This is a genomic window from Kitasatospora sp. MAP12-44 (genome assembly GCF_029892095.1).
In the GTDB taxonomy this organism is placed as follows: Bacteria; Actinomycetota; Actinomycetes; order Streptomycetales; family Streptomycetaceae; genus Kitasatospora.
In genome coordinates this window covers 4,044,717-4,067,675 of record NZ_JARZAE010000004.1, presented here as the reverse complement: position 1 = coordinate 4,067,675, position 22,959 = coordinate 4,044,717, and the positions used below count along the sequence as shown (strand labels likewise).

At 72.1% G+C, this 22,959-nt stretch carries 18 protein-coding genes and 1 pseudogene; 7 read left to right on the top strand and 12 right to left on the bottom strand.

All coding sequences use genetic code 11. The annotated features are described in order from the left end of the window. The first annotated feature begins 1 nt into the window (after position 1). On the top strand, positions 2–784 hold the full coding sequence (locus P3T34_RS18995; RefSeq protein ID WP_280667228.1) for an SURF1 family protein: 783 nt from the start codon (positions 2–4) through the stop codon (positions 782–784). A gap of 11 nt (positions 785–795) precedes the next feature. Here P3T34_RS18995 and P3T34_RS18990 read toward each other — a convergent pair whose 3' ends face one another. After that, positions 796–2,607, bottom strand: a complete 1,812-nt coding sequence (locus P3T34_RS18990; protein WP_280667227.1) for a prolyl oligopeptidase family serine peptidase — start codon at positions 2,605–2,607, stop codon at positions 796–798. A gap of 86 nt (positions 2,608–2,693) precedes the next feature. Further along, complete coding sequence (locus P3T34_RS18985; RefSeq protein WP_280667226.1) at positions 2,694–3,062, bottom strand: nuclear transport factor 2 family protein; 369 nt, start codon at positions 3,060–3,062, stop codon at positions 2,694–2,696. A 171-nt stretch (positions 3,063–3,233) separates the two neighbouring features. On the opposite strand from P3T34_RS18985, the gene P3T34_RS18980 reads away from it, so the two are divergent. Continuing rightward, positions 3,234–5,957, top strand: coding sequence for a helix-turn-helix transcriptional regulator (locus P3T34_RS18980; protein WP_280667225.1), 2,724 nt, complete (start codon positions 3,234–3,236; stop codon positions 5,955–5,957). 65 nt (positions 5,958–6,022) lie between these two features. On the opposite strand, the gene P3T34_RS18975 is transcribed toward P3T34_RS18980, so the two are convergent. Both P3T34_RS18975 and P3T34_RS18970 read right to left on the bottom strand, forming a co-directional pair. Then, positions 6,023–8,893 carry an FtsX-like permease family protein gene (locus P3T34_RS18975; RefSeq protein WP_280667224.1) on the bottom strand — a complete coding sequence of 957 codons (2,871 nt, stop codon included), beginning with the start codon at positions 8,891–8,893 and terminating at the stop codon, positions 6,023–6,025. Continuing rightward, the gene (locus tag P3T34_RS18970) at positions 8,890–9,627 is read right to left on the bottom strand and encodes an ABC transporter ATP-binding protein (RefSeq protein WP_280672217.1); all 738 of its coding nucleotides are present in this window, start codon (positions 9,625–9,627) and stop codon (positions 8,890–8,892) included. Before P3T34_RS18970 ends, P3T34_RS18975 begins: the two co-directional genes overlap by 4 nt. A 254-nt stretch (positions 9,628–9,881) precedes the next feature. On the opposite strand from P3T34_RS18970, the gene P3T34_RS18965 reads away from it, so the two are divergent. Next, positions 9,882–12,566 carry a S53 family peptidase gene (locus tag P3T34_RS18965; RefSeq protein ID WP_280667223.1) on the top strand — a complete coding sequence of 895 codons (2,685 nt, stop codon included), beginning with the start codon at positions 9,882–9,884 and terminating at the stop codon, positions 12,564–12,566. Between the two features lie 85 nt (positions 12,567–12,651). Here P3T34_RS18965 and P3T34_RS18960 read toward each other — a convergent pair whose 3' ends face one another. Then, positions 12,652–13,455 carry a hypothetical protein gene (locus P3T34_RS18960; RefSeq protein ID WP_280667222.1) on the bottom strand — a complete coding sequence of 268 codons (804 nt, stop codon included), beginning with the start codon at positions 13,453–13,455 and terminating at the stop codon, positions 12,652–12,654. Between the two features lie 93 nt (positions 13,456–13,548). Further along, complete coding sequence (locus P3T34_RS18955) at positions 13,549–14,055, bottom strand: SigE family RNA polymerase sigma factor (RefSeq protein ID WP_280667221.1); 507 nt, start codon at positions 14,053–14,055, stop codon at positions 13,549–13,551. A gap of 208 nt (positions 14,056–14,263) precedes the next feature. Between P3T34_RS18955 and P3T34_RS18950 the strand changes: the two genes are divergently transcribed. Continuing rightward, positions 14,264–15,688, top strand: coding sequence for a DUF234 domain-containing protein (locus P3T34_RS18950; RefSeq protein WP_280667220.1), 1,425 nt, complete (start codon positions 14,264–14,266; stop codon positions 15,686–15,688). 17 nt (positions 15,689–15,705) lie between these two features. Here P3T34_RS18950 and P3T34_RS18945 read toward each other — a convergent pair whose 3' ends face one another. The 3 genes from P3T34_RS18945 to P3T34_RS18935 form a co-directional block, all read right to left on the bottom strand. Beyond that, a complete protein-coding gene (locus P3T34_RS18945) occupies positions 15,706–16,911 on the bottom strand; it encodes an FAD-dependent oxidoreductase (RefSeq protein ID WP_280667219.1) in 1,206 nt (401 codons plus the stop codon). 124 nt (positions 16,912–17,035) lie between these two features. Continuing rightward, a complete protein-coding gene (gene sigJ / locus P3T34_RS18940; protein WP_280667218.1) occupies positions 17,036–17,980 on the bottom strand; it encodes an RNA polymerase sigma factor SigJ in 945 nt (314 codons plus the stop codon). A gap of 275 nt (positions 17,981–18,255) precedes the next feature. Beyond that, on the bottom strand, positions 18,256–18,825 hold the full coding sequence (locus tag P3T34_RS18935) for a hypothetical protein (RefSeq protein WP_280667217.1): 570 nt from the start codon (positions 18,823–18,825) through the stop codon (positions 18,256–18,258). A gap of 81 nt (positions 18,826–18,906) precedes the next feature. Between P3T34_RS18935 and P3T34_RS18930 the strand changes: the two genes are divergently transcribed. Both P3T34_RS18930 and P3T34_RS18925 read left to right on the top strand, forming a co-directional pair. Next, positions 18,907–19,257 carry a PadR family transcriptional regulator gene (locus P3T34_RS18930; RefSeq protein WP_280667216.1) on the top strand — a complete coding sequence of 117 codons (351 nt, stop codon included), beginning with the start codon at positions 18,907–18,909 and terminating at the stop codon, positions 19,255–19,257. Continuing rightward, positions 19,254–20,189 (top strand): hypothetical protein, encoded by a 936-nt coding sequence (locus P3T34_RS18925; RefSeq protein ID WP_280667215.1) that lies wholly within the window; start codon positions 19,254–19,256, stop codon positions 20,187–20,189. The genes P3T34_RS18930 and P3T34_RS18925 overlap by 4 nt, the downstream gene beginning before the upstream one ends. Positions 20,190–20,239: 50 nt before the next feature. Here the strand turns inward: P3T34_RS18925 and P3T34_RS18920 are convergent. Further along, positions 20,240–20,344 (bottom strand): annotated as a pseudogene (locus tag P3T34_RS18920) (IS5/IS1182 family transposase); the annotation flags it as partial. On the opposite strand from P3T34_RS18920, the gene P3T34_RS18915 reads away from it, so the two are divergent. Beyond that, positions 20,341–20,937 carry a hypothetical protein gene (locus P3T34_RS18915; RefSeq protein WP_280667214.1) on the top strand — a complete coding sequence of 199 codons (597 nt, stop codon included), beginning with the start codon at positions 20,341–20,343 and terminating at the stop codon, positions 20,935–20,937. The pseudogene P3T34_RS18920 and the gene P3T34_RS18915 overlap by 4 nt on opposite strands. Positions 20,938–21,087: 150 nt before the next feature. On the opposite strand, the gene P3T34_RS18910 is transcribed toward P3T34_RS18915, so the two are convergent. Together P3T34_RS18910 and P3T34_RS18905 are read right to left on the bottom strand one after the other, a co-directional pair. Continuing rightward, positions 21,088–21,570 (bottom strand): hypothetical protein, encoded by a 483-nt coding sequence (locus P3T34_RS18910; protein WP_280667213.1) that lies wholly within the window; start codon positions 21,568–21,570, stop codon positions 21,088–21,090. 209 nt (positions 21,571–21,779) lie between these two features. Then, positions 21,780–22,880, bottom strand: a complete 1,101-nt coding sequence (locus tag P3T34_RS18905) for a family 16 glycosylhydrolase (protein WP_280667212.1) — start codon at positions 22,878–22,880, stop codon at positions 21,780–21,782. Positions 22,881–22,959 lie beyond the last annotated feature (79 nt).

Genomic DNA, 22,959 nt, shown 5'->3' with positions numbered 1-22,959 from the left:
CGTGTACCGGTTCCTTTTGACCCCGCGCTGGCTGGGCAACACCGTTTTCGCGGTGGCTGCCATCGTGGTCTGCCTGTGGCTGGGATCCTGGCAGCTGGGCAGGTTCGAGGACCGGGTCGTCAGCCACCAGGCCACCACCCCCGGCGTGAGCGCGTCCGGCGCGGCCAGCCCGCTGACCAGCCTGCTCAACCCCGCCTCGCCGCAGGTCAGCACCACCACGCTGGGCCGCGAGGTGACCGCCTCGGGCAGTTACGACGCCGCCCACCAGCTGCTGGTGCCCAACCGGACGGTGGACGGCAAGCAGGGCTACTACGTGCTCACCCCGCTGCGGACCGCCGGCGGCCAGGCCGTCGCGGTGGTGCGCGGCTGGGTGCGGGGCGCCCCTGGTACGCCCCCCGCGCCCCCCGCCGGCCAGGTCACCGTCACCGGACGGCTGCAGGCCTCCGAGAGCACCGACACCGATGGCGCGGTGGCCGGCGGCCTGCCGGCCGGCCAGCTCGGCATGATCAGCCAGGCCACCCTGGTCAACCTGCTGCCCTACGCGACCTACGACGGCTGGGTGGCCGCCGACGACGTCCCGGCCGGGCTGACCGCGGTGCCGACCGCGCAGCCGTCCGGCGGCGACGGGCTGACCGCGCGGGCGTTCCAGAACCTCGGCTACACCCTGGAGTGGTTCGTCTTCGCGGGTTTCGTCGGCTTCATGTGGTTCCGGCTGCTGCGCCGTGAGGCGGAGGCGGCCCAGGACCGGGCGCTCGGTCTCGACCCGGTCCTGGACCAGCGTTAAAACCGACCGGCCTAACGCGGCAGGTGGCGGCGGACGAAGTCGATCTCCAGGCGCAGCTGCTTGATCCGCTCCTCGACCACCAGTGAGCCGTGCCCGGCGTCGTAGCGGTAGACCTCGTGCGGGGTGCCCAGCTGCTCCAGGCGGGTCACGTAGTTCTCGATCTGCCGGATCGGGCAGCGCGGGTCGTTGACCCCGGCGCTGACGTAGACCGGCACCTTGACCTGCTCGACGTACGTCAGCGGCGAGGAGGCCAGCCAGCGCTCCGGGACCTCCTCGGGGGTGCCGCCGAAGAGCGTGCGGTCCAGCGACTTCAGCGCCTCCATCTCGTCGGCGTACGCCGTGAGGTAGTCGGCGACCGGCACGGCGGCCAGCCCCAGCGCCCAGTGGCCCGGCTGCACGCCGAGGCCGAGCAGGGTCAGATAGCCGCCCCAGGAGCCGCCGGAGAGCACCAGCCGGGCCGGATCGGCCAGGCCCGAGGCCACCGCCCAGGCGCGCACCGCGCCGATGTCCTCCAGCTCGATCAGGCCGACCCGCTCGCGCAGCGCGTCCGTCCAGGCCTGGCCGTAGCCGGTCGAGCCGCGGTAGTTGACCCGGACCACCGCGAAGCCGTGGTCCAGCCAGGCGGCCGGGCCGGCGGCGAAGGAGTCGCTGTCGTGGTGGGTCGGGCCGCCGTGCACCTCGAAGACCGTGGGGAACGGGCCGTCGCCGGCCGGGCGCTGCACCAGCGCGTGCACCCGCCCGCCCGGGCTGTCCACCCAGACGTCCTCCACCGGTACCGAGCCGGGCGGCACCGAGCCGGGCGCGCGCAGCACCACGGTGCCGGCGGTCGAGCGGACGGCGGCGGGCTCGGCGGCCGAGGACCAGAGGAACTCCACCGTCCCGTCCGGCCGGGCGGTGGCGCCGGCGACTGTGCCGCGCGGGGTGTCCAGGCGGGTCAGCGTGCCGTCGGCCAGGTCGTAGCGGAACAGTTCGCTGCGGGCCTCGAACTCGTGCTCGACCAGCAGGGCCCTGGCATCCGGGTGCCACTGCGCGGAGACGTCGCCGGGCAGCTCGGCGCCGTCGGCGGTGCGCAGCTCCAGCTCGGTCTCGGTGCCGGTCAGCGGGTCCCAGAGCATCGGCTCCCAGCGGCCGCGGCGCTGATGGGCGACCAGCAGCCGGCTGTCGCCGGGGACGGGGGCGAAGCCCAGGCAGGCCAGCCCGCGCGGGTCCTGGCGGCCGGTCACCTCGTCCAGTTCGGCGACCGCGGCGCCGTCGGCGGTGCGCACCACGCGGATCGCGCGGTGCATCGCGTCGCCGTGCTCGGTGTGGTCGATCGCCAGCAGGGCGCAGTCGTGGCTGAGGTCGCCGACCCCGCCGTACTCGGCGTGCCGGTAGATCTCGACGGGCTGCGCGGCGCCGGGGCGCAGCAGGTGCAGGGTGGTGCCGTCGTTGTCGGTGGAGCGGCCGACCACCACGGTGCCGTCCCGGCCGAGCGCCAGGCCCGCCTCGTAGGAGGGGGCGAGACCGGGGACGGCCTCCTCGTCCGGGCCGCCCGCGAAGGGCTGCCGGCGCCAGACGCCGAACTCGTCGCCGTCGGTGTCGTCGAACCACCAGATCCACTCGCCGTCGGGGGAGAGTGCCGCGTCGGTGGTGCCGTGCGGGCGGTCGGTGGCCCGGCGATGGGTGTCGGCGGCCCGGTCCCACACGTACACCTCGAAGGTGCCGGTGGCGTTCGAGATGTACAGCGAACGGTCGGGTGCGTCGTCGGCCCACTCCGGAAGGGAGAGTCGCGCCGCCCGGAACCGCTGCTCCCAGACGGGCACGTCGTTCTTCTCGCTACTCATCCACCCATCAAACCCGATGCGGACGAGGAGATGGCAGTTCCCCCTGCCATTCCCCGCCCGCACCGGGTGCTCATGGAGTGCCCGGTTCAGGCCGTGGGCACCTTGTCCAGGAAGCCGTGCACCGCGGCGATCTTGCCGTCCTCGGTGGCCACCAGGACGTCGAAGCCGACCACCAGGGCCTCCTGACCGGCGGGACCGAGGTCCCAGGTGAGGCGGGCGATGTTGTGGTGGGCGTCCACGCCGCCCTCGCCGAGGGTGAAGACCAGTCCGGGGAACTGGCTCTGCACGGCGCCGATCGTCGCGGCGAAGGCCTCCCGGCCGGCGGCGACCACCAGCGGGTCGGTGTAGACCGCGTCCTCGGCCCAGACCTCGTCGACCAGCTTGCGCCGGGTGGCGTCGTCGGTCTCGTTCCAGAGGGCGATGTACTGGTCGGCCAGCTGCTCGAAGTTCGTCATGGTCCTGCTCCTCTGTGCTCTGTGCGGTGTGTTCTTACAGGTCACGACGGTACGCAGATCCGGATGGGTCGGAATCAGTCAGCCATCGGCAATTGCCGGTAGCCGGATAGGTACTGGGGTAGGGAGTTGCGGCTGCGCGGGTAGGTAGCCGGGGCCGGTTAGGCTCGGTGCATGCTGTACGGGAGGGCACGTGAGCAGGCCGTCGTCGAAGCGCTGCTGGACGGGGCGCGGCAGGGGCGCAGTGGTGCGCTGGTGCTGCGCGGGGAGCCGGGGATCGGCCGCAGCGCGCTGCTCGACCACGCCGCCGAGCGGGCGGGCGGCGACCACCGGCTGATCAGGGTGAGCGGCGTCGAGTACGAGGCCGACCTGCCGTTCGCGGGGCTGCACCTGCTGCTGGGCTCGGCGCTCGACCGGCTGCCCGCGCTGCCCGGGCCGCAGCGGCGGGCCCTGGAGATCGCCTTCGGACTGGTCGACGGCGGACCGGCCGACCGCCTGCTCAGCGGTCTGGCCACGCTCGCGCTGCTCGCCGAACTGGCCGCCGACCAGCCGCTGCTGTGCCTGGTGGACGACGCCCAGTGGCTCGACCGCTCCTCCAGCGAGGCGCTGCTGCTGGCGGCCCGCCGGCTGGACCGCGAGGGCGTGGTGCTGCTCTTCGCGGCGCGCGACGGCGAGGGCTCGTTCCCGGCCCCCGGGCTGCCCGAACTGCGGCTGACCGGGCTCGATCCGACCGCCGCCGCCGCGCTGCTGACCTCGCGTCAGGACAGTCCCGCGGCCGAGCGGGTGCGGTTCCGGGTGCTCACCCAGGCGCAGGGCAATCCACTGGCCCTGACCGAGCTGCCGGCCGCGCTGGCCGCCGATCCGACCTCCGGGGACGGCAGGCTGCCGCTGACCGGTCGGCTCCAGCAGGCCTTCCACGGCCAGGTCGCCCGGCTGCCGGCCGCAGCGCAGACGCTGCTGCTGGTCGCCGCGGCCGAGGAGGCCGGCGACCCGGCGATCGTCCAGCGCGCGGGCGAGGCGCTCGGCGCCGGGCCCGAGCACCTGGCGGCCGCCGAGCAGTCCGGGCTGCTGCTGCTCACCCCGGACGGCCGCTATGTGCTGCGGAACTCGCTGCTGCGCACCGTGATCCTGCAACGCGCGCCGCTGGCACAGCGGTTGGCGGTGCACCGGGCGCTGGGGGAACTGCTGCGCGAGGCAGGGGAGGAGGACCGCGGCAGCTGGCACCTGGCGCTCGCGGTGACCGGCAAGGACGCCGAACTGGCCGCCGCGCTGGAGCGGGTGGCCGAGCGGGCCGGGGCGCGTGGCGGGCATGCCGGGGCCTGCACGGCGTACGAGCGGGCCGCCCGGCTCGCGCCCGACCCGCAGCACGCCACCCGCTGCCTGGTGCTCGCCGCCGAGGCCGCGTTGGACGCGGCCGAGACCGACCGCGCCGAGGCGCTGGCCGTCCGGGCCGGTGAGCGGGCCGAGGAGCCGTTCGTCCGGGCCGTGCTGGACTGGGTCCGGGCCACCGCGTACTTCTGGCGCGGCGCCTACCCCGACGCCTACCGGCTGCTGCTGACCGCCGCGGACAGCGAGATCACCGCCCCGGACGCCGCCCGCCTGCTGCTCCAGGCCTTCCATGTCGCCTGGTACCTCGGGGCCGAGCAGGTCGAGCAGGTGCTCGACCGGCTGGCCGCCCTGCCGCTGCCGGACGGCGATCCGACCCGCGCGCCCGCCCAGCACCTGCTGGCCAGCGCGCTGCCGATGCTGGGCCGCGCCGCCCCGCCGCTGCCCGCTGTCGCCGACACCGTCCGGCTGGCGCGGGAGGCGGGCGCGGAGGGCCTGCGCGAGCTGGTGCAGGTCTGCGGATCGACGCTGATCCCGGGCCGGGACGCGGAGACCTTCCAGCTGGCCACCGAGCTGATCGCCGAGGCGCGCGCGAGCGGCGCGGTGGGCTCGCTGCCCACCCTGCTCTTCTTCCTGGCGGAGGCGGAGCTCTTCCATGGCCGCCACCAGGACGCCGAGGTCAGCGTCGCCGAGGGGCTGGCGCTGGCGCGGGACACCGGGCAGCCCCAGTGGCTGGGTCAACTCCTGGCACTGGAGGCCTATTTGGCCGCGCTGCGGGGTGACGGCGAGCGGGTCTCGGTGCGGGTCGCCGGGGCGCTGGCCGACGCCACCTCGACCTGGGGAGCCCCGGCGGCGGGCACCAGCTGGGCCCAATGGGCGCAGGCCGTCCACGACTTGGGGCAGGGCCGGGCGGCCGAGGCGGTGGACCGGCTGGTGGCGCTGACCGGCGGGCCGCACTGGTACCACGTCTCGGCGGTGCGCGCCGTCCCGGACCTGGTCGAGGCGGCGGTCCGGCTCGGCGAACCCGACCGGGCGGCCGAGGCGTTCGAGCGCTACCAGCGCTGGGCGACCCCGGGCTCGGGTGCCCAGAGCTGGGCGCAGGCGCTGGTGCTTCGCTGCCAGGCGCTGCTGGGGCCGGACGAGCTCGCCGAATCCGGCTACCTGGCGGCGCTCAAGCTGCACGACGGGGACGACCGTCCCTTCGAACTCGCCCGCACCAGCCTGCTGTTCGGCGAGTGGCTGCGCCGCGGCCGGCGCCGCACCGAGGCGCGCGGCAGGCTGCGGACCGCGCTGGAGGTCTTCGAGCGCCTCGGCGCGACCCCCTGGGCCGACCGCGCCCGCAGCGAGCTGGGCGCGGCCGGTTCGACGCCGCCCGCCGCGCTGCCGGCCGGCCCGCTGGCCGGCCTGACGCCGCAGGAGGTGCACATCGTCAAACTGGCCGCGAAGGGCCTCTCCAACCGCGACATCGCGGCGCAGCTCTTCCTCAGCCCGCGGACCGTGGGGCACCACCTGTACAAGGCCTACCCGAAGCTCGGCGTCGCCTCGCGGGGCGAACTGACCGCGCTGGTCTAGGTGCTGAGAAAGCCGGTGGCCCCGCCGGATCGTTCCGACGGGGCCACCGGTCTCGACTCACCGGGTCACTGCGTCCGGCGGGCCAGCACCGTGCGGGAGCGGGTGAAGCCGGCGGCCAGCAGCCAGCAGAGCAGCGGCAGCCCGACGACCAGGACGGCCAGGTACGTCCAGGGGATCACCAGCGGGTGGCTGCCCAGGCTGATCCCGCCGGTGGCCTGGACGTACGACAGGTTGCCCAGGTTCTGCACCCGCTGGATGGCGGCGGCGGGCACCAGACCCGCGAGCACCCCGATCACGGAGCCCAACGCGGCCACGGCGCCGCACTGGAACCCCGACAGCCTGCGCCGGATCCCCGGACCCGCGCCGACAGCCGCCAGGGTGGCCAGGTCCGACTGCGAGTCCGCTGCCGCGAGGCCGGTCGCGATGCAGGCGGCCGCGATCGCCACCACCGAGGCGGCGACCGCCAGACCCAGGGCGATGGCGTTGCCGGAGCCCTGGTAGCCGCGCTCCACCGCCAACTTGCCCTTGCCGGCGGTGGCGAGTGCCGAGGCGGCGCGCTGCTGCTCGGCCGAGGTGGGCGGGTGCGCGGGCAGCCAGACGAAGCCGTACGAGTCGGGCAGCAGGCCCGCCGCCGCGGCCGCCGCCGGCGAGAGCACCGCTCGCGCGCCCGCCGCGGTGGCCTTCGCCGCCACTGCCGGGACGCTGATGGTGCTGACCTGGTTGCCGCTCGGGCCGGTGGCACCGTAGCGGGTGAGCTGCAGGGTCACCTTGCCGTCCTGCACCAGCCGCGGGTCCAGGACGACGACCTGGCCGGCCGCCAGGGCCTGGCCGGCGGCCGGGTCGTCCACGCCGAGCAGGTTGTGCAGCACCGTCGCGTCGCCGATGACCAGGTCCTGGGCGTCGTCGGGCACCGGGGGACCGGCCGCGCACCGCGGGTCGTGCGCCAGCAGCTGCTGCGCCTGCCCGAGGCTGATGACGGCCACGGCCTGCGGGCTGGTCAGCCCGGCCGCGGGCGGGCAGACGTTGGCCGGGGGCGTCATCAGGTGGACCGTGCCGCAGAAGCCGCCTGGCGCCCCGCAGGCCCCGTAGGTGACGTCCCGCAGGTCGCCGCGCTGCCCCAGGCCCGGGATGGCCTGCTCCACGGCCGAGCGCACGGCGTCGGCGTTGCGGGCGGTCGCGTCGGGCGAGTCGGCTCCGGCACCGGTCAGCACCTGGTAGGCCTGCACGATCACGGCCCCCTTCGGCGCCTCGGGCGCGTAGTCCGCCCGGGCCGCCGAGTCCCCGCTGGCCTGGAAGGTCAGCACCGCGGCCGCCCCGGCGACGGCGGCCAGCACGGCCGCGACGGCGGGCGCGGAGCGGCCGCGATGGCGGGCCGCGTCGCGCACCGCCAGCCGCGGGCCGAGCGGCAGGATCCGCCCGATCCTGCCGAACTGGCTGACCAGCCACGGGGTGCAGGCGACCAGGCCGACCTCCGCGAGCATGGAACCGGCCATCACGGCATGCGAGCGGGAGTAGCCGATCTTGCCGACCAGCGCGAGGCCCGCTCCGGCCAGCGCCATCAGCAGACCGGCGAGGGTCAGCCAGCGCGTCGGCGGCCGGGTGGTGGCGCGGCCGGTGAGCGCGGCGAGGACGGGCTGCCGCGAGGCCTGCACCGCCGGGACGATGGCCGCCAGCAGGCCGGTCACCACGCCGATCGCCACGATGGCGAGCAGATCGGCGGGCTCCAGCGCGAAGTGGCCGAAGCGGGCCCCCGCTCGCGCCTCCAAAGCCGAGCGGCCCGCCAGCACGGCGAGCGCGCCGAGCACCGCGCCCGCCGCGGCCCCCGTACCGCCGAGCACGACGCCGCCGCCGAGCACCACGGCGCGGATGTGCGCGCGGTTGCCGCCGCAGGCCGCGATCAGCCCGAGCTGGCGCCGCGAGCGCCGGGCGCCGACCGCGAAGGCCGGGCCGGCCAGCAGCACGATCTCCAGCAGGGCCATGCCGGCCACGGTGGCGGCGATCGTCGCCGTCTTGAGCGCGGTCGTGTCGGCCTGGCTGCGGAAGTGGGGGTCGTCGGAGTAGAACGGGACGGCGCTGTCCGGCGGCGGGTCGGCGAGCACGGCGCGCGAGGCCACCGTGAACCCGTAGGCGTTGGCCTCCTTCACCTGCTGCCAGCTGAACGCGGCGTGCCCCGGCATCGCGACCAGGAAGTCGTGGGAACCGACCGGCAGTTGGTCGCCGCGGCCGTCCGGTGTCGACGCGAGGAGCCCGCTCAGCTCTCCCGGTCGTCCCACCAGCCGTGCCACCCCCAGCTCACCCGGGTACTCGACGGCCGAGGTGATCTTCAGCGGCTGGGTGGTGCCCGCCAGGGTGGTGCTCTGCCCGACGTGCAGTCCGGACTCGGAAAGGAACCCGGTGGTCGCCGCGACCTCGTACGGGGCGCTGGGCCAACTGCCCTGGCGGAGCGTCACAATGCCGCGGGTGAGCGGGTCGGTCAGGTCCATGCCCCAGGTCTCCACGCTCCCCTGGCCGTAGGCCGTGCTGGTCGGGACGTAGCCGGCGGTGGCCTCGACCGGCAGCAGACGGGCGCCGGGCGGCATCGCCTCCTTGACCAGTTGGTCCAACGGTTCGGCGGCGCGGGCCAGTTCCTGCGCGGTCGGCGAGGGCTTGGGCCCGCTCTGTGAGAGGAACCAGGTGCTGGTGGGGCTGGGGTCCGGGGCCTGATCGAGGCGCCAGCCGGGCTGATGCGTCGTGCTGACGTACGCGTCGGAGGCGCCCATCAGGAGGGTGCTGCGCTCCTGCGGCGACAGGTGGGAGCTGCGGGTCACCACGTCGGCGGCGGTGACGCCCACGACCGGCAGCGCGATCATGGCGACGATCAGCGCGCTGCGGCCCTTGGCGCGCAGTGCGTCACGGCGGGCGACGCGCAGTGCGGCGCGCCAGGAGGAGAGGTTCATCGGGCGTCGCTCTCTCCGGTCGACCGGTGCGTTCCCGGGTGCGGCGTGCGCTCGTCCACCAGCTGACCGTCGCGCAGCAGCACCACGCGGTCGGCCCACTCGGCGTGCCGGGCCTCGTGGGTGACCATGACGGCGGCGGCCCCGGCGTCGCAGCGCCCGCGCAGGACGGTCAGCACGGCCTCGCCGGTGGCCGAGTCGAGGGCGCCGGTGGGCTCGTCGGCGAGCACCAGCCGGCGCTCGCCGATCAGGGCGCGGGCGATGGCGACGCGCTGCTGCTGGCCGCCCGACAGCTGGTCGGGGTAGCGGTCGGCGAGCTCCCCGATACCGATCTCGGCGAGCGCGGCCAGCGCCTCGGTGCGGGCCTGACGGCTCGACATCCCGTCCAGCTCGCGCGGCAGTGAGACGTTCTCGGCGGCGGTCAGCGCCGGGATCAGGTTGAAGTCCTGGAACACGTACCCGATCGACCGGCGGCGGACGGCGGCCAGCGCGCTCCGGGACAGCCCGCCCAGCTCCCGTCCCTCGACCAGCACCTCGCCCGAGGTGGCCGTGTCCAGCCCCCCGGCCAGCGTGAGCAGCGTGGACTTGCCCGACCCGCTGGGCCCCATCACGGCCACGAACTCCCCCGGAAGCACCGTCAGGTCCACCCCGTGCAGGGCATGGACCTGGCTCGCGCCCTGGCCATGCACGCGGGACACACCCTGCAGTCGCAGGACCGCCCCCTCGGTGGCCCGCATCTCTGTGGTTGTCACTCGTCGGCTCTCTCTCGTACGGCTGCGGGCGGGTCGACTCGATCGTCGACAGCCTCGCATACTGAGTATGTATACCCGGTATGCAGCTGTGCAGCAAGAACCGGCAGGAACCGCCGGCGAGGAGCCCCCGAGGGGTCAGTGAGCCATCCTGCGCGCAGAGATGTCCGCACGAACTGATAGAACTCCAGTCGGATTCTCATATGAGGGTTCGTTGGAATCACCCATTGGGGGGAGCGCGGATGACTCATCCGACGCGACACGCACAGCCACCGCTGACCGCGATACCGCTGTCACGCGCGGCCGCTCTGGTCGTTGCCACCGCGGCCCTGATCACCTACGCGGGCCTGCCCATCGCCCAGGCCGACGCACCGACGACGCAGCGCGTCGGCACGGTCGCGACCGCGCCGAGCGACGCGGTCCGGACCGCCGCTCCGGCGGACAACACCCCGGTGCAGCTGAGCGTGCACCTGAAGTCGCGCGACGAGGCCGGCGCCAAGGCCCTCGCCGCAGCGACGACCGACAAGTCGTCGCCGTACTACCACCACTTCCTGCAGACCGGTGAGTTCGCCCAGCGCTTCGGCGCGGACCCGGCCGCCGTTGCCAAGGTCAAGGCGGCGCTCACGGCGCAGGGCCTGCACCCGGGCGACCTCGCGGCCGACGGCCTCACCCTCCCGATCTCCACCACCGTCGCGCAGGCCAAGCAGGCCTTCAGCGTGGACCTGGCCGGCTACCGGCTGTCCGACGGCAGCACGGGCTTCCTGAACACGGACGCCCCCGCGGTGCGTTCCGACGTGGCCGGGTCGATCGTCTCGGTCGTCGGTCTGAACACGCTGGTCCGCGAGCGCAGCAACCACGTGGCCGCGGCCTCGGCCCAGACCACCCTGAACGCGCACGCGGCCTTCGCGGCCCCGCACACGGCCGCGGCGTACCCGCAGTTGTGCTCGGGCGTCGTCGGGGCCTTCACGGGCAAGACCGACGGCAAGGACTACTTCAGCTCCTCCGCGCTGGCCTCGGCCTACGGGCTGAACAGCATGACCGAGGGCGGCGCCGGCACGACGGTCGCGATCTTCGCGCTGGAGGACTTCTCGGACGCCGGTCTGGCCGGCTTCCAGTCCTGCTACGGCACCAACGCCTCGGTGCAGCGGGTCAAGGTCAACGCCGGTGTGCAGGCCCCGCCGGACAACAACAACGTCGGCGTCGAGACCGCGCTTGACCTCGACACCGTCATCGGCCTCGCGCCCAAGGCGAACGTGCTGGTCTACCAGGGCCCGGACGCCGCCAACGCGAACGAGGCGGCGATCCAGAACACCTACCGTCAGATCGTCACGGACAACCGCGCCCAGGTGGTCAGCACCAGCTGGGGCATCTGCGACCAGGTGATGGCCACCAGCGACCTGCAGGCCGAGCAGGACATCTTCCTCCAGGCGGCGCTGCAGGGCCAGACCGTGGTGGCGGCCTCCGGCGACGACGGCTCCAGCTCCTGCTACAACCTGCAGAGCGCCGGTGCACCGCCGAGCGTCACCAACGTGCTGAGCGCCTCCGACCCGGCCAGCCAGCCGTACGTCACCGGCGTCGGCGGCACCAGCCTGACCGACACCGCCGGCGCCGTCTCCGAGACGGTGTGGAACAGCCACGGCGGCGCGAGCGGCGGCGGCGTCTCCCGCTGGGCCGTCAACGGCAGCACCAGCACCAACCCGTTCTACCAGTCCGGCTTCGTCGCTCCGGGCTACGCCAACAACTGCCAGGCCGCGGCCGGTTCGGTCTGCCGGCAGTCCCCCGATGTGGCCGCCGACGCCGACCCGTCGACCGGCTACGTCGTCTCCACCGGCGCCGGCTACTGGATGCTGATCGGTGGCACCAGCGGTGCAGCTCCGCTCTGGGCGGCCATCGCGGCGCACCAGAACGGCCCGGGCAGCTGCTCCGGGCGGGTGGGCTTCCTCAACCCGACGCTCTACCAGGCTGCCAAGAACGGTGTCACCGGCACGCTGCGGGACATCACCACCGGTAACAACGACGTCGCCGGCCTGCAGAACGGCCTCTACGCCGCCGCGCCCGGCTACGACATGGCCACCGGCCTGGGCACCCCGAACGCCGACAAGGTGATGGACCTGGTCTGCGCACCGGCCACCGGCAGCAACCGGACGGTCGAGGCGGCCGAGAACGGCCAGCTGCACGAGGTCTACACCGACGCGGCCGGCTGGCACGACACCACGGTGCCGGGTATCAGCGGTCTCAGCGCGCTGAGCTTCACCTACAACTCCACGGGTGGCCGGGTGATCGAGGCGATCGAGAACGGCCAGCTGCACGAGATCTACTCCGACGCGACCGGCTGGCACGACGGCGTGATCCCGGGCCTGTCCGGCATCACGGCGCTCAGCTTCAGCTACAGCCCCGGCGGTGGCCGGGTGATCGAGGCGATCGAGAACAACCAGCTGCACGAGGTGTACAGCGCGTCCGACGGCTGGCACGACGGCGTGATCCCGGGTCTGTCCGGTATCTCGGCGCTGAGCTTCAGCTACAGCTCCGGCGGTGGCCGGGTGATCGAGGCGATCGAGAACAACCAGCTGCACGAGGTGTACAGCGCCTCCGACGGCTGGCACAACGGCGTGATCCCCGGCGTCAACGGCATCAGCGCGCTGAGCTTCAGCTTCAGCGCTGCGGGTGGCCGGGTGATCGAGGCGATCGAGAACAACCAGCTGCACGAGGTGTACAGCGCCTCTGACGGCTGGCACGACGGTGCGGTCCCCGGCGTCAGCGGCATCACCGCGCTGTCGGGCAAGATCAAGTCGACCGGTGACCGCGTGATCGAGGCCATCGAGGGCGGCCAGCTGCACGAGGTCCACAGCGCCAACGGTGCGTGGTACGACTCCGTGCTGCCCGTCAACAGCTCGGGTGCGACGGCTGTGGGGCTCGCGCTCCACTAAGGAACCACGCAGCCAGACATCGGCGGGCCGCCCACCCGGGGCGGCCCGCCGAACTGCGTCCACAGGCCCGTACGCCCCTCACGGGTCAGGCGACGGCACCCAGGACCGGCGCCCAGGTGGCACCGGTGAGTGCGGCCACCGCCTGCTGCTCGGAGAGCGGGGGAGCGGCACGGGTCGGCTTCGGCACCTCGGCGCCACTGCCGCCGCCGATGCTGTTCCACTCCACCAGCTGAAGCTGCGCGCCGGTCGACTTCAGGGTCACCGTCACCGTCCAGCGGTGGGCGGTGTCGGCACCAGCCGGGTGCTCGGCCGCGTTCTCCTGCGACATCACCACGGCCCCGCCGGGAATCGCGGCACTGCTCGCCAGCTCGCTCAGCGTGCAGGTGTCACCTGCGGCCCGCGCGGGCGTCCGCTTGCAGCTCAGCCCGTCGCCGTCCCGGAGCGGCAGCTTGAGCCGCACGGCCGAGACGCCGACCATGGCGGCGCCGTGCCCGTCGTCGACGACCAGTTCACCGTTGGCGACGTACCCGCCGGACGGATCCGAGGGGTTGTTGCTCTGCCCGGTCACCTGGCTGAACCGGCCCCCGGGGAACGTCGTCTCCAGGGCCTGGATCATCTGGGTGCCGGTGATCGCAGAACGGGGCATCGCCAGCGCCACCGGCTCGATGTCGGACCCCGCGGAGTTGGTCCCGGCGAGCGCGCCGGGGATCAGCAGGCCGGCTGCCGCGATCACGACGCAGGCGCCGACCCCGGCGATGACGCCGGCGCTGCGCCGACGCCGACGGCTCCGCCCGCGCTCGACGGCCCCGCTCAGGAGCGCGGTGAGATCGGGTTCGAGGGAGTCGGTCGTGCGGTCCAGGGCATGGGCGAGGTCTGCTTCGAACGGCATGCTGAAGTCACCTTCTATCGCTTTTCTGTCGCTTTTCTGTCGCCGATGGTGGCGTTGCAGCGGGTTCTGACCTGCGTGCACGGTGCTCAGTGCTCAGTGCGGAACCAGGTCGGACAGGCTGTCGCCGAGCAACGCACGCGCCCTGCCGAGCGCACGGGTGCCCTGGGAGCGGACCGCACTGCTGCTCAGCCTGAGCATCTGGGCGGTCTCCTCGATGCTGCGGTCCTCCCAGTAGCGCAGCAGAAGCACCGCCCGGTCGCGGGGCGGGAGTTGGCCGAGCGCGTCCAGCAGAGTGAGCCGCAGTGCGGTGTCCGGGCCGGCCGCCGCACCGTCGGGCAGGTTCCCGGTGGGGCGCTCGCCGGTGCTTCGCCGACGCCGCAGGCTGAGGAACGTGCGGACCAGAACCGTCTGGGCGTAGGCCGCCGGGCTGTCCGCACCGGCCACCCGGTTCCAGTGCACGTACACCCGGCTGAGGGTCTCCTGGACCAGGTCCTCGGCAAGATGCGTGTCGCCGGCCGCGAGCACGTACGCCGAGCGGTACAGCGCCTTCGCCCTTGCGGCCACGAACTCCAGATACTCATCCTCCTGTGCTGACTTCACGCGGTTCCCGCCTGTTCCCTCGTCCTGTGATCCCCGTGCATACCCCTCTGACTACGCGAGCCGCCGGGATGTCGTGCGCGCGGGGCACCTTCTCCTTCGGGGCGCACGCTGGGTAGATAGTTTCCAGCGAGATACTATCTCTGGCGCTACTATCTTGCCGATGTCTCCGCCGTCCTTGCTGTCTCCGCCACCCTGATGAGGTCCCCACATGCATCGCTTTATCGGTCGGGGTCGAGAACTGCGCATCCTGGACCGCGCGCTCCACGAAGTCCGAGAAGCCGGCGCTGATGCCGCCCGCCCCGGGCAGTGCCTGCTCATGCGAGGGCGGCGACGGGTCGGGAAGTCGACGCTGGTCGAAGAGTTCCTGCGGCGTGCGGAGGTCCCACAGCTGTTCTTCACAGCCGGCGGTGGATCTGCCGAGGATGAACTGGTGGAACTGCTCGACGCGGTCGCCACCTCCACGCTGCCGGGCAAGGCAGTCTTCGCGGAGGAGGTGCCGACCCAGTGGAACGCTGCCTTCCGGCTGCTTGCCGAGATCCTGCCCGACGACTCACCCAGCGTGGTGGTGATCGACGAGGTGCCCTACCTTATGGAGCGCATCGATGCCTTCGAGGGCATGCTCCAACGCGCGTGGGACCGACTGCTCAGTCACAAGCCTGTCCTACTTCTACTCGTCGGCTCGGATCTGTCGATGATGGAGGCTCTCAACAGCTACGACAGGCCGTTCCATCAGCGCGGACGCGAGATGGTCGTGGGGCCGTTCAACCCGGCAGACCTCAGCGAGATGCTCGAGCTCGAGCCTGCGACTGCTTTCGACGCCGCCCTGATCACCGGTGGGCTGCCACTGATCTGTCGAGAGTGGCCGGTCGGTGCCACGATGTGGGAGTTCCTCGGCGCAGCGCTGGAGAATCCGATCTCCGCGCTTCTCGTTTCGGCCGAGCGGTCGTTGGCTGCCGAGTTCCCCCCGCAGGCGATGGGCCGGGAGGTGTTGCGAGCGATCGGGACGGGCGAGCGGACGTTCACCAACATCGCCCGGGCCGCCGGCGGCATCGCGCACAGCACCCTCAGCAGGGCAGCGGACCTGCTCATCGACAAGCGCGTGGTGGCGGCCGAACTTCCGATTGCGCTGCACCCCTCCAAGGAGCGCCGCTACCGCGTGGCGGACCCGTACCTGCGCTTCTGGCTGGCCTTCCTGGATCCGCACATGGCAGAGATCGAGCGCATGCGCGGTGATCTCACCATGGCGCGAATCCGGGAGCAGTGGACCAGTTGGCGAGGCCGAGCCGTCGAGCCGCTGATCCGCGAGTCGCTCGTCCGTATCCTGCCCGACGGCGATCTGCCGGCCGCCCCGGCCGTCGGTGGCTACTGGACCCGTAGCAACGACGTCGAGATCGATCTCGTTGGCGCTGATCGTCAGCCCGTAGCCAAGCAGTTGTTGTTTCTCGGGTCGATCAAGTGGTTGGAGACATCTCCCTTCGACGCTCACGACCTGGCAGCCCTGCACAAGCACCGGGCCGCACTCACAGACGACCCGGTCCCGCTCGTCGCAGTCTCCCGAAGCGGCGTCAGCTGCGCCGGGCTCCAGGCAACGTACGGACCGGATGAACTTCTCGGCGCCTGGCGCGCCCGCTGATGCCCCAGGGGGCGGGGTCAGGCCGCGGTTGCCTCCGCCCGTGCACCGCTTCGGGCCTCCTGCCGCACGACCCGCCGGCGCCGGGACGGGATGCCCGCGGTCGGGTTGGCGACGCCCCAGGCTGCGCCCTTGCAGATCAGTTCCTTGTAGAGGGAGGCCACGCGGCCCGTGAGGGCGCGGTCGACCGCTCGGTCGTCGGCGGTGACGAACTGGATCAGGCCCTCCTTGCGGCCGAGGGAGATGCACTGCTGGAAGTAGCGGATGGTGACGCTGGGGACCTTGGTGTCGGTGAGGCGGGCGGCGATGGCGTCGGCGGCCTGCCAGGCCATCGGAACGCCCGAGGCGCAGGACATCCGGAGGGGCTTTCCGCCCGGGCCGATCGCCATCGCCGCGTCGCCCACGGCGTACACGTCCGGGTGGGAGACCGAGCGCATCGTGGAGTCGACCACGATCTGGCCGCGGTCGGTGAGCTCCAGGGTGCTGGCATGGGCGATCGGGTGGACAGCGAAGCCGGTGGTCCAGACGGTGACCTCGGCGGGGATGGTCGTGCCGTCGGCCGCCGTCACGCCGTCCGCCTCCACCGCGGTGACCGCCGTGTGTTCGTGGACCTTGATGCCGAGCTTGTCCACCACCTTCCGCAGGTGGGCGCGACCCTTCTCCGAGAGCCCGTCACCGAGAGCGCCACGAGCCGCCAGGGCGACATCGAGGTCCGGGCGCGCCTCGGCGATCTCGGTCGCGGCCTCCAGGCCGGTCAGGCCGGCGCCGACCACGACCACGGGCCGACCGGCGTCCAGGGCGGCCAGGCGCTCGCGCAGGCGGAGAGCTCCGGGACGGCTGGAGATCTCGTGGGCGTGTTCGGCGGTGCCGGGTACGCCCTCGTCGTTCCAACCGCTGCCGAGGGCGTAGACCAGCGTGTCGTACTCGAGTTCCTCCCGCGCGGGGCCGTCCACGGCGGTGATCCTCACCGTCTTGCGGTCCACGTCCACAGCGGTGACCTTCGCGAGCTTCAGTTCCACGCCCGCGCCCGCGAACATCTCGCTGAACGGCCGGGGCGTGAAGTCCTGGCCGGCCGCGAGCTGGTGCAGCCGGACCCGCTCGACGAAGTCGGGCTCGGGGTTGACGAGGGTGATGGTGACGTCCTCGCGGTGCAGCCGCCTGGCGAGGCGCCCGGCGGCGAAGGCTCCGGTGTAGCCGGCTCCGAGGACGACGATGCGGTGCTGCATGTGCCTGCTCCTGTCTGCGTGGGGTCCGCCGTTGTCTTGCGCGGTTGCGCCCCTTGAACCGGGCAGCCCGGCGTTTCCTGACAGGATCGGGATGTGAGCCACGTCACATCGTGCGCGGATCGGATCAGAGGGTGTGGAGCGGGGAACCCCCGTGGTCCGCGGCGGCCCACTGCTCGGTCGCGCGGACCAGCCGGTCGGGGTTGACCTGGCTGCGGACCGCGGCGATGCCCTCCGGGGTGACCTCCAGGCACATGATTCCGACGACCCGGCCGTCCACGACCGCCACGATGGCGGGCTCACCGTTGGCGGTTGTGCCGTGGACCTCGGGCGCGCCGCCGACATAGGCCCGCTTTGCCTCGCTGGGCTTGAACAGGCCGCGCAGGAACTTGGCGACCGCGAGCGCGCCCTCGAACGCCTTCGCGCGAGCCGGGACCTTCCCGCCGCCGTCGCCGACCGCGATGGCGTCCTGGGTGAGCAGGCGTATGAGGGGTTCGGTACGGCCGCTGGTTGCCGCGGCCAGGAATTCCTCGACGATCCTGCGGGCGGCGGCCTCGTCGATCTCGGTGCGCGCCTTGCCGTCCGCGACGTGCTTCTTGGCCCGGTGGTAGATCTGCTGGCTGGCGGACTCGGTGATCTCCAGGATCTCGGCGATCTCCCGGTGCGGGTAGTCGAAGGCCGCGCGCAGCACGTACACCGCCCGCTCGTTGGGCGACAGACGCTCCAGCAGGACGAGGACGGCGTACGACACCGACTCGCGCTGCTCCACGGTGTCGGCCGGGCCGAGCATCGGGTCCCCGGCGAGCAGCGGCTCGGGGAGCCACCTTCCCACGTACGTCTCACGCCGGGCGCGTGCCGAAGTGAGCTGATTGAGGCAGAAGTTGGTGAGGACCCTGGTCAGCCAGGCCTCGGGCACATCGAGTCGCTCGACGTCGGTCGCCTGCCAGCGCAGGAACGTCTCCTGCACGGCGTCCTCCGCCTCACCCGCCGAGCCGAGCAGCCGGTACGCAATCGCCTCCAGCCGGGGCCTGGCAGCCTCGAACCGGTCCACGTCGCTCATGCTCAGGGCCATGCTCGCGGATCCTACTCGCCCCCCGCGGCGGACGGCAGACACGATAACGCTCCCGGGTCATCCGCGGCGGTGCTCGACGCTCTGCTGAAGGCCTGTCAGTAGGGCCACCCCGGAGAGCTGCTCCGAGACGTTTCTCCGGAGCGGCCCCCGACAAGCAGTCAGGGCCGGTCTCCCTTGCGGGAGACCGGCCCTGAGCTGGTGTTACTGGGTCGGGGTGGCGGGATTTGAACCCACGGCCTCTTCGTCCCGAATTGCGGGCAGCATGGTCGCTGAGGTCATCTACGCAGGTCAGAGGTGGTGTCAGGGGTGTTGGTGGTCACTGCTGGACGGCCCTGTTGCTGTACTTTGCTGCTGTACTTCTGGCGGTCCAGGGGTGAGTCGTAGGGCACCATCGGCCGGAAGGTTCCGGCATGCCGGAGCGGATCGAGGGATCGCTGCAGCTCACCTGCACGCGGCTGATCCGGTTCACGGCTTGCCTGGGATGCACGGGATGGCGCGTCGTCCTTGGCTGCGGTCCGCCGGGGAGGAACGCCGATGGGCCAGAAGCCAACCCGGAACGCCACTGGGTTCTGGTGTATCTCCCCCTCAACCGCGCCGAGTTGCTGCGACGGCTTGACGAGCGCAACCAGCGCGCAGACGCGCCAGGCCGACCGGAAGGTGGTCCGGGGAGCGGACGGCAAGGTCCGCCCGCATCGCGAGTCAGGGCATTCCCGGCCTCTGACCTGTGTGTTCGGCACGGTCACCGTGACGCGCACCGCGTGGCGGGGCAGGTCGACGACCAGCGTCCAGCCCCTCGACGCGGACCTCGCCTTCGCCGACCTGCCCGCCGGACGGTCGGTGCCCATGTGGTCGAGGGGGAGGTTGGGTGCCTTGTACTTGGACAGATTTCTTGACGGCATATATTTTTTCCCGATATATCTTCGCCTATGAGTGATCTCCCTCTACAGGAACCGCAACTGCTGCTGCTGACCTCCTTGGTCGAGGCGCCGCGGCATGGCTACGGGCTGATCGCCGAAGTGGCCGCACTCTCGGGCGGCCGGGTGCGGCTGCGCACCGGCAGCCTCTACGGGGCGCTCCAGCGGCTGGTCCATGACGGACTGATCCGAGTGGAGCGGGAAGAGATCGTCGACGGGCGCGCCCGCAAGGTCTACGCCCTGACCGAGCCCGGCGCCCAGGTCGTCCACGCGGAGACCGCCCGCCTGCGCGCCCTGGTGGGCGAGCTGGAGCGTCGTATCTCACCCCCCGCGAGCGCCAAGACCAGGAGTGCCATCGCATGACGCCGACACACCGTGTCCCCGGCCCCCTGGCCTGGGCGCTGCGCCTGCTCCCGTCCCGCTACCGAGCTGAGCACGGCGACGAGTTGACCGTGATCGCACTGCAGGCGGGTGAGGACGCCGGTCGGCTGGGTGGATGGCGCGAGGCAGCAGACATCGCCGCTCACGCCCTGCGGCTGCGGGTGGGCCTGAGCCCGGACCGGGCCGCCGCCCGGTTCATCGCCCTGGCCGCCCCGCTGGCTGTCGCCATCGCCGCGGGCTCGAATGTCGCCGTGCTGTCCCACGACCTGCAGGCCCCCGCCGCGCTCTTCGCCGGCGATGCCAACCACCGCGTCCTGAGCGCGTTCCGGCTGGTGATGGAGCTCGTGTGGCCGACGGCCCTGGTGGCGGTGTGGCTCGACCGCTGGACGGCGGCACGCGTGTTCGCCGGCTTCGGGGGGCTATTGGCACTGGCGTACCTGCCACTGTGCGCGCTGACCATTCCGTGGGGACTCGCGGGACAGCGCGTCATGGTGGTCGGGTTTTCGCTGTCCTGGGTGCTTACCGGCCTGTTCATGGCGATTGCCCCCCGCGACCTGCTCGGATCCTCGCTCCGGTATCGACGAGCCCTGGCGCTGGCCATGGTGACCGCCCTGCTGCCGGGCGTGCTGCGGTCGGTCTATCCCTACCCGCTGCCCTTCCTGTTGCAGCCGCAGGCACTGTGGCTGGTCGTCGGGATCGGGGCGCTCGCCTGGCCGAGCCGCAATCGCACCGCACCGTCTGTCCTCGCCCTGGCCGCGCTCCCGCTGGCGCTGGGCCAGACCCTTCCCCTGCTGCACCCCATCCGTCCGGTCGGCGAGGCCCTGCTGGTCGCGCTCGTCGCCGCCGGAGCCATAGCGGTGGTGTGCCGGCTCCGCGTCCGGGCCTCGACCATCGACATCGACGGGCATGACTGAGAGGGTATTTGAAGTGAGTGAATTACCCTATATGTCCTGATAGGTGCATCCCAGGTTGGTGCGGTCTCGCCCGTTATGCGCTTGGCGAGGCTGTTGACCGAGGCGATGTAGATCATGGCTTCGGAGCTGACAGGGAGGGTCTCGTAGCCACGTGCGAAAGGAACGACGTCGCGCTGCCGCCGGGAGACCTGGGCGAGAGCATCCAGAGAGCCAGTGGAAGTACCTGACCAACCCGGGAGTCTTCGGCGACGGCGATGCGACCGCCCCCGCCCCCACGGTCCTCAACCCCACCAACGGCGATGTCGTCAACGCGGCGACCCAGCCACTCGCCTCGTACCATGCCACCGGCCAGCCGGCGCCGAACTGGTGCCCCGGCGAGGTGCAGCCCGATGTCTGCGCCACCGTCAACCCGTTCGGGCTCGACGCCGTCAGCTACGCCAACCTCTACCAGGGCAGCCTCAGCACCGTCGGCCAGGCGAGGACCACCTCACTGTGGGGCACCCTCGACCAAGGCGGCAACGCGGTCGAGTGGACCGACACGATCACGCCCCCACCGACCGGAGGCGACTCCGCACGGATCTGGCGCCGCGCGCACGGCGGTGTATCCAACGCGGGCGCGTTCCAGATGTGGCCTTCCGCGGTCGGACTCCAGCCTCAGGACAACGTGTTCTTCAACCTCACCTACCCGTGGTTCGGCATCCGGGTCGGAGTGATCGGCGACCTCGAGCCCAGGGGCGGCGACAGCTGAACCACGGTTCACTTCGCCGTCGCCCGCGGGCCCTGATGGCTGATGCCCTGTCGCCGGACACTCTCACCGCGCCCCCGCCGGTGTTGCCGCTGGATGCTGGTGCCGTCTTGTTCGAGGGTGCCCGGGGCGGGGATCCCGGGCACCCGGGGATTACGGCGTCACGATGTCGAACTCCACGTCGTGCAGTGGGCTGACCTGGTCATCGGCACTTTCGAGGTGTACCCAGCCACCGTCCAGTTCGCCGCGCGGGGGAGCGGTCGGCGAAATCTGCACGGGGAGAAGCACGGTGGCCGTGCGCAGCGCGCGCAGGCCTGGCGGAAACGCGCAGGTGACAACGGTGCCGGTCCCGTCGGTGGTGCAGGTCGAGGGGAAAGAGGCGCCCGTGGTGGTGGCGCCGTTCGGCAGGGTGACCCGCACGCTGTGGGCCGAGGCGCTGGTGTCCGGTCCATCGTTGACCACCAGGACGTTGACGGTCGTCGACCCACCCGGAGGAGCAGGCGGGACTGTGACGCTGACCACGGCGTAGTGCGAGTTGGAGGGATCTGCGGCCATGGCCGGGGTTGCTCCCAGCAGGCATGCTGCCGCGACCGTCCACAGCGCCAACTGCCGGCGCGATCCTGGTCCGTGAGTCATAGCAAGCACCTGCCTTGTCTGAGAATCAACGTGCTGCGGTGCGTGGGACGCTTGGGGTGTCCGGGGGCGCCCACCGATCAGGGTGCCGGGACGACTGGCTCGGGCAGCTGGCGAGCTTCCGCGCCCAGGGATCTGACCGGCCGTCGGTGGCGCGGACGAGCCATCTGCCGTCGCGGAGGCGGTGCCGCCGGAGGGGGCGGTGCGTGCGCTCACCGGTACACCCGGACGTAGTCGGCGGCCGAGGTGATCGGCGTGGAGTTCTGCGGCCCGGGGTGATAGGTCCCCGCGTCCACCGATAGGTTCAGGATGAGGTAGGCCGACCAGGACGTGCCCACTCCGGTCCCGTCGGAGAAGACCTTCACGCCGTCCACGTACCAGTCCACCGAGGTGGCGCCGTAGTGCGTCCCGATGACGACCCAGTCGCCCGGAGCCACCCCGGCGGCATTGGTGTAGTAGTCCTGGGACGCCTGGACGTGGTTGGTCAGCTCCAGCAGGTTCGGGTTGTCGGGGTGGTACTCGTACTTGTCGATCTCGTTGTCGCCGTTGCGCCAACTCCACAGAGCGGGCCACGCGCCGATGCCGGAGGGCATCTGGACCCGGGTCTCGATGTAGTCGTTCGTCCGGACCTGGAAGCCCTCCGAGGAACCTTCGGTGGTGAGCAGCCCGGTGGTCCACGCTTGCTTGCCGTTCTCCAGGATGTGGGAGCTGGGCTGGGCGGTGAAGGTGGCGACACCGTGGGCGACGGTCACAGCGGACTGGGCCAGCCAGTCGAGCTTGTCGTCATTGGGGTTGTGATTGCCGTACTGGTAGGCGCTGGTTGTGGTGCCGACCCAGCGGGTTCCGTAGGCGATGGGCTGGTTGAACTCCTCGTCCCAGGTGAGGGTCTTCCCCTGGGTCGGATCCGTCGGAGGCCCGGACGGCGGGGCCACCGTCAGAGTCTCCTGGGGCAGGTTGTGGTAGCCCATGCTGTCCTTGTAGTAGCCGAATTCCGAGTAGGTGCCGGCGAGGAAGGTCCGCGCGCCCGAGGTGTAGGTGAATCCTGACGGGCAGATGGTCACGTTGCTGAGCGGGATCGGGAAGTCGAAATTGCGCTGGTTCACGTCGCGTACGGCGACTCCGAGCTGCTGCACCACGATGCAGCTCGTCGAGTGCAAGCGGAGGGTGGCGTGGGTGGAGATGCCGGGCGATACGCTGATCGGGGTGAGGCTGTCCTGGATGATCGTGGTGGCCGCATGGGCCGGCCCGGGAGCGGCGAGCGCGAACATCAGGGCGGTTGCGACTGTGGCCGCGATGCGGCCGAGCTTTGACATGGTTTCGCTCCTTCTAGGAGGGCGGTGTCCCGGGTGGGAGTGGCTCGTCGAGCCCACTCCTGATGGTCCGGCCGTGACG